The sequence below is a fragment of the Chamaesiphon sp. VAR_48_metabat_403 genome, assembly GCF_031422475.1.
Classification (GTDB): domain Bacteria; phylum Cyanobacteriota; class Cyanobacteriia; order Cyanobacteriales; family Chamaesiphonaceae; genus Chamaesiphon.
In genome coordinates, this window is the sequence record NZ_JANPLS010000108.1 from 1 (window position 1) to 11,230 (window position 11,230).

Genomic DNA, 11,230 nt, shown 5'->3' on the forward strand with positions numbered 1-11,230 from the left:
ATGGCTAATCTGCAAGATGAGCTAGAAACGGTGTTGAGTAGAAATAACCCAACAATTGAAAAACTACCGCAACTGCAATATACTCGGCGCGTATTTGATGAAGCGCAGCGGCTGTGTCCGATTGGGTTAGGACTCCCCAGAGTTGCTTTAGAAGATGATGAAATCCAAGGGTATTTCATCCCGAAAGGATCGGTTTTTAGCGTTGCTCAATACTTCATCTTTCGTCATCCTGAATTCTGGGAAAATCCAGAGCAATTCGATCCAGATCGATTTCTGCCCGAACGAGTCAATCGCAGACCGAAGTTTGCCTATTTCCCCTTTGGTGCAGGTCAACACATTTGTATTGGTAAAAACTTTGCTCTGATGGAATCTACAACAATTTTGGCAGCGATCGCTCAACGCTTTCACATTGAATTAGTTCCGAATCAGTCGATTGAAGTCGATCCTCGTTTTACATTGCGTCCCAAATATGGTGTTAAAGTTACGGTACGAAAACGATGTTAATCGATTATGCAACGGCCAGATGAGACGAAACAAGCAGCGATATTGAAAGCAGCTCATCAGCGGCTGATTCAATACGGGGTCAAGAAAACAGCAATGCAGGAAATTGCGGAGGATGTTGGGATCGCAGTCGGAACTTTATATTTGTATTTTAAGAACAAAAATGAAATTTTAATTGCAGTGGCTGATGCTGATGCACAGCAACATTTGAAAGATGTCGAGATAATTTTGCGATCGCCAATGTCTGCATCTGAGAAACTAAAGGCTTATCTGGTCAGCCGTTTTCGTTCGGTTCAGGCACATCGACTCAGCGGCTCTCATGCTGCGGAACTCGCTCGTGCAGTGATTCGGTTGAAACCACAGATGTATGAAGAACAGTGTAAGGATTTTAACCATAATGTATTGAATCTTCTCCAGGAAGGAATACAGTCACATTTGTTTAAAATCGATAATCTAGAACAAGATCTAGAAGTGTTTTTATATTCGATTGGTTACTTCTTTCCAATGCCTACCACGGAGAAGTATTATGAACCGGAAGAAGACAAACTTTGCATGGTTGTTGATTGGTTTATCCAAAAATGGTGTAGTAATGCGATTTCTCATTTTCTGTATACCAAACTCGGTGCGAAGAGAGACTTAGACAGCATTGAAAAAGAATGGCTCTAAATCTCGATGCCCTCCGCCCAGTGCAAGAGAACTTAGTAGCAGCAATTTGGAGTTCGATTCTCCGTTGGAGCAACTGAGCCGACATAAATGTCGTCTAATGGATGAAAGAAACTTTGGCTGAGGCTGTTGGGTTTCGCCTTGCTCTACCCAACCTACAGATCCTTGCTCTGAGCCGATTCCAAGTTAAGTTTCTTAGAAGCGAGATAACTGCATTATTATCATCAAAGACGTACCTGCCGATATTTGTGAAACGTCATTCATTAGCAACAAATAGAGAACCCTGCTTGTTGGATCTAATTGTCTAAAAGAAACCGATCGATTAGAATTTGTAGGTTGGGTTGAGCAAAGCACAACCCAGCATTCTCATAAGATATTTAGACAAATTTATGGACGAATTCATAGGTAAAATCGATCCGTCCTTTGCGGAGCAAAGCCGGATCCATCCGATCGGTAGTATTGCAAGTCATCAACACTACTAATTTTTGTTGAATATGAATTCCCGATTCATCGATTACGCTTTGATAAAGTGTTCCATCTAGCAGACCGAGAATGTGTTCGGTTTTACTATTATCTTGAGCTGATTCTAAGGCGCGGTTTTTGGCTAGATTATCAGCTTCATTAATAATCAAGCAAATCCGCTCTAAATAGCTCGGCGGTACGAAATTTTCGACCGCATCATGGTCGAGAATAAAAATTACATAACCCAATGGCATCAATACTTCTTTAGCAAGAGCTTGAGTCCAGACAGTTTTACCCGTACCTGGTTCGCCATTAACCAAGACAGCTACCTGTCTTTCTTCGAGGATTGCTTGTTGAACGCGATCGGTAAAGCTCTGAATTTCGGCTGGGAACGATCGAATGGGGTAATCGCTATTGATTTTACCTACGCGACTTTTATAGCCGCTTAAAATCACGGCTAGGTCGTAGGTGGCTTTATTAATTAAGGGTGCTAAATCTTTAGCAGAAATTGTATATTGGCGTTTGCCTTTTTCATAGGTTTCGACTTGCACCCAAATATCGTATTCTTTCCAGTAGGCGGACACATAACCCAATACTTCCAACCGTTCCCAACTCGTGAATCGATCGGTCGGATAGTAAAAATACCGCTCCCAATAGTATTGAGTAATCAGATCGGGTGTGCCTAAAATCTCTAAAATATTTTTGACGGTAATTTCTTCCAATCGATTTAAGACATATTCGATCGGAATGCTATCGCGGCTGACAAATTGCACAATCGGCGTTTGAGCGACGATGACATCTTTATGACGGCGATCGGGTGCGGCAGGATCTGGGGTAATATAGTTCCAGAGTTCGTTAAATTCGTACTGAACGCTATCGGAAAATACATTCAGAATATTTGCCCACCATGAGTATTGTTTGCGACTGAGGGCATCGGCAACATCGCTCAAGAAATCGACACCGCGTTTGGTTAGGTTCCAAGTATCATTAACAACAATATTTGCAAAAAAGCTGACATCTAAATCTCGATTCAGCGGTCGCCAGCCTGCTGCTAATAACCCTTTATTTTGGGCATTATTATTCTGGTTGAAATCTCCATATCCCATATTTATGTTCCGTCCTAAAATTTGCTGTCAGCGCGGATCTAACGCTGCTGACTAGTCATGTTATTAATTTTTCGAGGTATTGTGGCGGCACTGCATCGACCAACCACACATCATTTTCCGTGCAATAAAAGCTGTAACCATCGGCAACCATCGCCATTCCATCGACTGTAAAAATGACACTTTCACCCCGCCTACCACCAACCTTCGCCGCCATGTGGAGATCTGTGGTGAGATGAACGTGATGACGAGACATTTTTTGCAATCCCGTCGTCAAAATTGCATCTACAGCTTTGACATGAGTGCCATGATAAAGCGTCGCTGGAGGTATTTGGGAGGTAAGCTGTAGGTCTACATCTACAGAATGTCCTTGGTTGGCGCGAATCAGATCGCCGCGATCGTTAAAAGCAAAACGTTGTTTATCATTAGTCGCAACTACTTGTTGTAAATCAGCTAGCGTAATCTCAAATCCATTTGCCGATGCTGCTGCTAGCAGCTTATCTACTTCGACCCATCCGCCTGGTAATAGTTCCAAGCCTAAGCGTTCTGGCTGATGGCGCAAGTGTTTGGATAGGTATTTACTGATTCTAACGTAGCGTTGCGGAATTTGCAGCTTATTCATGAGATGGGAGATGGGAGTTCGGAGATGGGAGAGGGGGAGACGGGGGGACTGGGGGACGGGGAGACTGGGGGGATGTTTAATCTAAAATTTAAGATCGAAAAATGGCGTAGCGATCGTACCTACTGCTAATATACCCAAATGTCTTAGACATCCTGTAAAAGTAAAAACATCATCTTTTTTAGGATTGCTTTTGTCCATAGTTTTCCCTAAAGCCTAAAGCCTAAAGCCTTACTTTCGCAGAAAGTCTATTGTCGATCGAAATTAGGGAAAAATTTCGACGAGAGTACCAGCGCGAGAAACTGCGTAGATTTCGTCGATATCGGCGGTTTTGAGCGAGATACATCCCCACGTCCAATTTGTGCGGCTGTCGATTAATTTGTCTCTGTTTGCAGGTACGCCATGAATGCCGACATCACTACCGACTGAGGCATAGATCGGAATTTCACCACTTTTTTTGGCTGCAAAATGTTTGTGCCACGATCGAGCATTGGGGTAATCCAACCACAAAAATTTCGACCATTGAGGGTGGGGATAGAGATCTCTCAGGTAAAAAATTCCTTCGGGCGTACGCCTGTCTCCTTCGCTAAATTTATCACCTTGAGGAGTCGTGCCTAAAACGATCGGATAAGATTTAATCGGTTTGCGATCTTGATAGATAGTCAGCCGATATTTAGATTTTTCGATCGAGATCGAAATTCTCGATTTATCGACACTCGCCCCTAATAATTTAACAAGGGGTCGATCGCCTGCTAGTAACATATTGCCACTTGGCGGCTGATGATATGCAGTTTCTTGTTGACAAGATTCGCACAAAAACTGATCCCACAAGGAAATCGGCACTATATATCCCATTTTAGATCCCAACCGATAAACACCCACGATCGCACCCACACCCAGCAGAGCCAATAAGCCCATCTTTGTCGCTTTCGATATTTTTTTTAATTTCATACGAGATGGGGACTGGGAGACTGGGAGACTGGGAGACTGGGGGACTGGGAGATGGGGGACTGGGAGACTGGGAGATTTTGGATTAAAAGGAAACTCCTTACTTCTTACTTCTTACTCCTTACTCCCTACTCCCATCTTCCCCTCACCATCCCCAGCTACCGGGAGTACCTTTAAATGGGCCGATAATATCTTTGGTAATCCAACCGCCGTAGAAGCCACCTGGTTGGGGTGTGACTAATTCGCCATCGATGTAACAAGCATCCATTAACTGGGCGTAGAAAGCCAAATAGCCCGCGATCGGACGAAATTTTTCGGTGGGGTTGGGATACACCCATGCGGCATTTTCGATGCGGCGATCGCCTACAATCAGGTGGTAGTAGAGTGCATTTCCCTTCCATTCACAGAACGAGCCGCGTGTGGTTGCCTGTAAGTATGACATTTCAATATCTGCGGGTGGCAAATAATAAACGGGTGGGTGACTGGTTTCTAAAACGCGATAACCAGCAGTTGTATCGGCAATAGTGCGACCTTCAAAAACAATCTTAATCTGCTTGCTAACTGGCTCTAAGCGCGGGGGGCGCGGGTAATCCCAGACTGATTCTTGACCCGCTTGCGGTGCGATGCGTTGAGGAGGCATAAGGTAAGGAAAATGTCGATCGACTGCACAAAAACTGTAACACTTTATTCATTTTTCAGCAGGCAATTATATCATGACTTCACAGCCCCGATCGCAGCCAGAATTGATGGGTTTTGTCTACGGATTTTTAGGCATCCTGACATTTAGCATTACCTTACCAGCAACGCGAATTGCGCTGACTGGATTCGATCCGGTGTTTGTCGGTTTGGGTCGGGCGATCGTCGCTGCTGGATTATCATTAATTCTACTAGTTGTGACCCGCCAAAAGATGCCCCCTATGAGATTTTTACCCAGATTTGCGCTCGTGGCGGCTGGGGTTGTCATTGGGTTTCCGCTGCTCTCCGCAATTGCCATGCAAGATGCACCCGCGTCTCACGGGGCGGTAATTACGGGCTTATTACCCTTAGCGACGGCTCTATGTGGCGTATGGAGAGCGGGGGAACGACCCTCGCCTCAGTTTTGGATTTTTGCCAGTTTGGGCAGTACGCTGATTGTTTGCTTCGCACTATTATCTGGCGGCGGCTCGATCCGGTTGGCAGATCTGGCACTGCTAGGAGCCGTTGGAGCGGCTGGTTTGGGGTATGCAGAAGGGGCAGTATTAGCGCGCACCTTTGGCGCTTGGCAGGTCATCTGCTGGTCGCTGCTGCTATCGGCACCGCTCTTACTGCCGATCGTCTGGCAGCATTTACCCGCCAATTTTGCCGCAATCACGCCCAAAGCGATTTGGGGGTTTCTATATGTGAGCGTTTTTAGTATGTTTCTAGGGTTTTTTGCCTGGTATCGGGGGCTAGCTCTGGGCGGCATCGCTCGGATCGGTCAACTTCAGCTTCTTCAGCCATTTTTGACGATATCAGCTTCGGCGATTCTGCTCAAAGAGCATTTATCGATCGCTACCATTGGTTTTGCCGCCGCCGTCATCGGTTGCGTGGCGTTAGGAAAACGCACTGCGATTGTGGCTCGATCGTAATTTAGTTATCCTCAGAAAAATCGATATTTTTAATTCAAGAGTTCGAGCGCGATACCGACTCGTCATATTGTTGCTGCAATCGTGCTGGAATTCGGATCGGTCTTTTACTGTCTGTATTGATAAAGATGCCCGTTTGCTGGGCGATAGCGGATGTTTTACCTGAAATCGAAATCTCGGCACTAACGATCCAGCGTAATGATGCTAATGATTCTACCCACATTTTACCGATCGGTCGATCGGACATTTGAATCGACTGTTTGTAATCAATTTTAGTTTGTAAGACTACTGGCGCAATTCCATCTTGAAGTTGCTCTGCTAGCGGAAAGAAACTATTCATGATTTCTATCCGCAGATCTTCAAGCCAGCGCACATAGACGATATTGCTCACAATCCCCGCAAAATCAATATCATAGGTTCTCACAGGTAGCTGTAATTCGACTGCTAAGGGGTTACTGGGCTGGATTACGTGCATAAGGTAAGTTTTAAATTGCAAGTTACCATCAAAAATAGCAGAGATAGCTTGTAAAATGCAAGAACCTAGCATAAATTTCAGATCGCCACGCCAGTCAATTCTCGATTAAATGATAATACCGAAACGTTCCCCCTGCCCTGTTGCCTGTACGCTAGATCTGATTGGCGATCGATGGACGCTGCTAATAATTCGTGACATGATGTTTTTAGATAAGCAGCGGTTCGAGGAGTTTTTGGAATCGCCAGAAGGAATTTCGACAAATATTCTCGCCAGTCGGCTCAAATTGTTAGAAGAACTGGGTTTGGTAGAAAAACAGCCCTATAGCAAGCATCCACGCAGAATGAACTATCAATTGACAGCGGAAGGCAAAAGTTTGCGCCCAGTTTTAAAAATAATGGCAGCTTGGGGTTTGAAGCATTTAGAGGGTACTACTTTGCCACCATCGAACTAGATTAGAGAATAGTTAAGATGCAAGATTTACCATTTTTTGTCAAACATAAATTTTTTGAGTTTCTCAATGATGAAGAATCGATCGATAATTTTGAGAAGTGGTCGTATGAGACTACTATATTGACAGATGTCTTAGAAAAGGAAGATTATCTAAATTTAATTTCGGTAGATTTTTGCCGATCGAATACAAAACATGAGATCGTCAAAATCATCAATAAATATATTGATGCTAGTGAATATGGATTGTGGAAGCTTAAAAATATTTTGACGGACTTTGTTAATATCAGTGAAAATTCTCAAGATATATTATTTAAATTTTACGAGCTTTATTGCGATGGATATTATTTTTTAGATTGCCTCGGTCTTAGATATGGTCTTTCAGCAATTGCGAACGCAGAACCAAATGAATATGGAGATAAATTAAGTATTGAAGAACAAAGTAAAGCGATAGACGATCTGATTCCAGAAGCGATAATCGAGGCTCAAAGGGTATTAACTTGGCTAGAGACTAGGAAAATTGAGATCGTTAAAAGAGATGATGACGATCGCGGTTTATTTATCGATCGCCGAACTGAGGCAGAAAAACAACCAATTTAAATATTCGATCGCACAACGATATAAACGATCTTTGCTCTCACATTTTAACTAAATTACAATTACAGCTTATGTGTTTTTCAGCGATCGTTAGTTTCAGTGCCGCCGCAGGTTTATCATTATTAGGGATCGGCACTATTCGACAAACAACTTCAAAAAATCAACTACTATTAGCTTCATTTCCTTGTTTGTTCGCACTCCAGCAAACTTTAGAAGGATTTGTCTGGCTGGGCAAGAGTAATAGTTATTTCAGTCAAGTGGATACGATCGGTACTTATGGATTTTTATTGTTTGCTACTTTGCTATGGCTGGTATTAAGTCCGCTGGCGATTTACTACTTAGAAATAAATGCTAACAAAAAAAGAGTATTATTAGGCTTGACGATCGGGGGATTATTATTAGGAATTTATTTATTTGGTTGGATTATGCTGCATGGCGTGAAACCGCAGACTTTTTCAGGTAATTTATTTTACGATCTGAAGTTCATTCCTGGTTATGAAGCCAGTAAATATCTGTATCTGGCAATAATCGTGCTGCCATTTGCGATCGCGCACAGCTCCGCCTTGAAATTATTTAGCGGTTCGATCGTTATTTCTTTTGCGGTCAGCCAACTCTTCTTTCACGCGACAATGGTATCGGTTTGGTGCTTTTTTGCGGCTGTGTTGAGTGGGCTTTTATATTTAACGATCGCCGATATATCTACTAATAAAACAGTACAGATATAGCAGCGATCGAACAGATTAATTCGGGGATTCGATCGAGGAAAATTGTTCGATTAATGCGGGTAAATTTTCGGGGCTGAAACATTCGAGATATTTACTCGCCATTGCCGGAGTTAGTAATTCTAGCATCAGCCGATTTTCGACCCAAAATTCTACCACATCAAATAAACCATCGCGATTGCAGGGGAATACTTGCCATCCAAATCTCACCCCGATGCGTTCGATTTCTTCGAGATTGGCGGGTACGGAAATCGCGGCATGAAAGGGAATGTAATAGGAAGTTTGGCGATCTAATTGAAAACCAGCTTGTCCTTGGTTAGCGTTGGGAATTAATTCGGTACCAATTGGATATAGCTCGATCGCGGTACCAAATTTGTCCCTGGCTAGCATCATGTAGCTACCAGGATGCGGGGGAAAGGGCACCACTTTGCCTCGAAAAACTTCGGCGAGTACCTTGGCAACGTGCAGGGGATTATTAACAGAAATAGAAATGTGATGGAGCATGATATTTTTTTCTAAAAGAGTTGCGATTTTGACAATCGACGATCTATATCTCTAGTATCGGCGGAGGACTGGTGATAAGCCAGACGAGATAAGACTAGATAAGCTTTCACTTAATGACGGTCGAGCCGACTAAAATCTGGGCAGAGCGATCTTAACCGAGCGTACTTAGATTTGGTTATACTAGCCTAATAGAAACTAAGTCGATCGCGCATTTATTCAGGATTTTGTTCTGCTTTATCTAGGCAATCTCCCAAGATTTTGGCAAGTATTTGCACCTGTGGATCTACATCTAAATTTAGGTGAGTTCCAGGAATTTTGTAAATGTCTAAGCCACCAACAGTTAGCGAAGCCCAGCCAAATCCATCGCTGGCATCATACATCATTTCTGCTGTCGAAAAGTAAGCAATTCGACCGTGATAAACTTGGGGTTTATAGAAACGTACCGCCTCGTCGATCGCATTCATTACCTTCAAGAAATTGCTAGATCGATCGGCATTGAGATCGTGCATCTTTTTCATGTCGTTATTAAGACGTTGCTCGGCGATCGGATCGAGCATTCGAGTACGCGGCCCTTCTACATTTACTACCAGTAATACCCGTTCACCTTGGGTCGTCAATTGTTGTGCTATTTCAAAAGCAATTGTACCGCCGATACATCTCCCGCCGAGTAAGTATGGGCCATTAGGCTGGAAGGTGCGGATTTCTTGGAGATAGTGTGTGGCCATATCCTCAATCCGATTGTAAGGCTCTTGCCTGCCGTCTAATCCTACTGCCTGAATCGCAAACATCGGACGATCTGAGTCAAAATAAGCTGCTAATTTGCCTGCAAAAATGACACTACCACTGTGAGGGTGTATGTAATAAAAAGGTCTTTTACTACCAGTAGCTTTGAGGCAAATAAGCTGCCGCTGCTCTTGCAAACAGGCAACTTGACTATATAAATAACTCGCAAATCGTTCGATTGTTGGATTCTCGACTATTGCAGATAAATCTAACTGAGGACTGAATGTTTCTACCATAGCAATTACGCTTGCAGCCTTGAGCGAATCTCCACCCAATTCAAAGAAATTATCTTCAATACTAATAGATGGAAGATCTAAAACTTCTGCCCATATCGTCATCAGTCGAAATTCAACTTCGTCCTGAGGCAAGCTAAATTTACGATCGCCCGGACTGTCTGCCGTCCAAATGTCGATCGGTTGAAAACTATTGTTTAGAACAAGTTCTTTACATTTATTGCGTTGAATTTTTCCACTAGAAGTTCTGGGGATACTTCCTCTTTTTACTAATGAAATTTTAGCAATAGGTACTTGATGAGAACGAGCGATCGCGCGATGAATTGCTGTGAATATTTCTGCCGAGCTGTCATAAAAAGATTTGTCTATTTCAGCAATGATGACTAATCGATCGAAACCCATTACTTCTTCAGTAACCACTGCATTCAAATTGTGAAAAAGTGCTACATGACTATTCGCGACCTCCCATTCAATGTCCTCCGGATAATAATTTTGACCGCGAATGATGATGAGATCTTTGAGCCGACCAGTAACGAATAGTTGTCCGTTATGAATAAATCCTAAATCTCCAGTGCGTAAAAACAGCTCATTTTGGCGATCGGCTAAAGCAACATTAAAAGTAGTGTTAGTTTCTGCCTCACGATGCCAATAGCCATTAGCAATACTAGGGCTGGATATCCAAATTTCACCTACTCGATCTGTGGGTAGTTGGACTAACGTTTTGGGCTGGACGATCGCAAGTTTTGAATCGAGATCGGGGTAGCCACAACCGACGAGGGTAATTATCGAGTCTGAATTTGGTAATGTTGCAATTGCCGGATCGGAATTGGGAACTTTCACAACTCGTGCTGCTAATTCTGCTCTGGAAAAAGCAATCGAAGTCGGTCGTTCGCCGATTTTTTTGGTAGTGACAAAGAGTGTAGATTCTGCCAAACCATAAGATGGAAAAAAAGCTCGATCGTCAAAACCATAATTGCCAAAAGTTGCGGCAAATCGAGATAGGGTTTGATGATGGATCGGTTCTGCACCTGTGTGCGCTACCTGCCAACTCTGGAGGTCGAGATCGACGATCTCTGACGATGCAATCTGCCGCACACAAAAATCGTAACTAAAATTCGGACCGCCACTATGAGTAATTCGATATTTAGAAATAGTTTTGAGCCAGGATAGTGGGCGTTTCAGGAAAGCTAGTGGTGACATCAGATAGCCAGGAATCCCTGTATAGATCGGAATGAGTAATCCACCAACCAATCCATAATCATGAAAATGAGGCACCCACGTAGCACAACTACTGTCGGCACTAATGTTATAAGCTCGTTCGATCGAGGCTAAGTTATGCAAAAGATTTTGATGCCCGATCTTGACTCCTTTTGGCAGAGTAGTTGAGCCAGAAGTATATTGTAGATAGGCTAAATCGTTTGGAAAAATCGGCAATTCTCGATCGATCGGGTATCGATCTGCGATCGAATCTGTCGCCAGCCAATCCATTGCCGATCGATCGATTTCGGTAGAGAGATCTGCTTGCCGAGCGAGAATTTTAGCGGTGGTGAGAATGATGGTTGCTTGCGA

The 11,230-nt window shown here is 43.4% G+C and carries 13 protein-coding genes; 6 read left to right on the forward strand and 7 right to left on the reverse strand.

Going from position 1 to position 11,230, the window contains the following annotated elements; translation table 11 throughout:
* Together RMO79_RS05495 and RMO79_RS05500 are read left to right on the forward strand one after the other, a co-directional pair.
* On the forward strand, positions 1–504 hold a 504-nt coding region (locus RMO79_RS05495; protein WP_310482049.1), incomplete at its 5' end, for a cytochrome P450.
* A 6-nt stretch (positions 505–510) separates the two neighbouring features.
* Entirely contained in the window at positions 511–1,167 is a 657-nt protein-coding gene (locus RMO79_RS05500) for a TetR/AcrR family transcriptional regulator (protein WP_310482050.1), read from the forward strand.
* 374 nt (positions 1,168–1,541) lie between these two features.
* On the opposite strand, the gene RMO79_RS05505 is transcribed toward RMO79_RS05500, so the two are convergent.
* From RMO79_RS05505 to RMO79_RS05520, 4 genes are all read right to left on the reverse strand, one after another.
* Positions 1,542–2,732, reverse strand: coding sequence for an AAA family ATPase (locus RMO79_RS05505; RefSeq protein ID WP_310482051.1), 1,191 nt, complete (start codon positions 2,730–2,732; stop codon positions 1,542–1,544).
* Positions 2,733–2,787: 55 nt separating this feature from the next.
* Positions 2,788–3,351 carry an RNA 2'-phosphotransferase gene (locus RMO79_RS05510; RefSeq protein ID WP_310482052.1) on the reverse strand — a complete coding sequence of 188 codons (564 nt, stop codon included), beginning with the start codon at positions 3,349–3,351 and terminating at the stop codon, positions 2,788–2,790.
* Positions 3,352–3,612: 261 nt separating this feature from the next.
* Complete coding sequence (locus RMO79_RS05515; RefSeq protein ID WP_310482053.1) at positions 3,613–4,299, reverse strand: L,D-transpeptidase; 687 nt, start codon at positions 4,297–4,299, stop codon at positions 3,613–3,615.
* 142 nt (positions 4,300–4,441) lie between these two features.
* Positions 4,442–4,936: a DUF427 domain-containing protein gene (locus RMO79_RS05520; RefSeq protein WP_310482054.1), complete on the reverse strand. Its 495-nt coding sequence runs from the start codon at positions 4,934–4,936 to the stop codon at positions 4,442–4,444.
* 73 nt (positions 4,937–5,009) lie between these two features.
* On the opposite strand from RMO79_RS05520, the gene RMO79_RS05525 reads away from it, so the two are divergent.
* Positions 5,010–5,903, forward strand: coding sequence for a DMT family transporter (locus RMO79_RS05525; RefSeq protein ID WP_310482055.1), 894 nt, complete (start codon positions 5,010–5,012; stop codon positions 5,901–5,903).
* A 34-nt stretch (positions 5,904–5,937) separates the two neighbouring features.
* Here the strand turns inward: RMO79_RS05525 and RMO79_RS05530 are convergent, their stop codons facing one another.
* Positions 5,938–6,375 (reverse strand): thioesterase family protein, encoded by a 438-nt coding sequence (locus RMO79_RS05530; protein WP_310482056.1) that lies wholly within the window; start codon positions 6,373–6,375, stop codon positions 5,938–5,940.
* Between the two features lie 109 nt (positions 6,376–6,484).
* On the opposite strand from RMO79_RS05530, the gene RMO79_RS05535 reads away from it, so the two are divergent.
* The 3 genes from RMO79_RS05535 to RMO79_RS05545 all read left to right on the forward strand — a co-directional run bounded on the left by RMO79_RS05535 (position 6,485) and on the right by RMO79_RS05545 (position 8,144).
* Complete coding sequence (locus tag RMO79_RS05535; protein WP_310482057.1) at positions 6,485–6,826, forward strand: helix-turn-helix domain-containing protein; 342 nt, start codon at positions 6,485–6,487, stop codon at positions 6,824–6,826.
* Between the two features lie 17 nt (positions 6,827–6,843).
* Positions 6,844–7,422, forward strand: a complete 579-nt coding sequence (locus RMO79_RS05540) for a hypothetical protein (RefSeq protein WP_310482058.1) — start codon at positions 6,844–6,846, stop codon at positions 7,420–7,422.
* 68 nt (positions 7,423–7,490) lie between these two features.
* On the forward strand, positions 7,491–8,144 hold the full coding sequence (locus RMO79_RS05545; protein WP_310482059.1) for a DUF6629 family protein: 654 nt from the start codon (positions 7,491–7,493) through the stop codon (positions 8,142–8,144).
* A 15-nt stretch (positions 8,145–8,159) separates the two neighbouring features.
* Here the strand turns inward: RMO79_RS05545 and RMO79_RS05550 are convergent, their stop codons facing one another.
* Together RMO79_RS05550 and RMO79_RS05555 are read right to left on the reverse strand one after the other, a co-directional pair.
* Positions 8,160–8,645 (reverse strand): hypothetical protein, encoded by a 486-nt coding sequence (locus RMO79_RS05550; protein WP_310482060.1) that lies wholly within the window; start codon positions 8,643–8,645, stop codon positions 8,160–8,162.
* Positions 8,646–8,857: 212 nt separating this feature from the next.
* The coding region (locus RMO79_RS05555; protein WP_310482061.1) for an AMP-binding protein at positions 8,858–11,230 on the reverse strand (2,373 nt) is incomplete at its 5' end.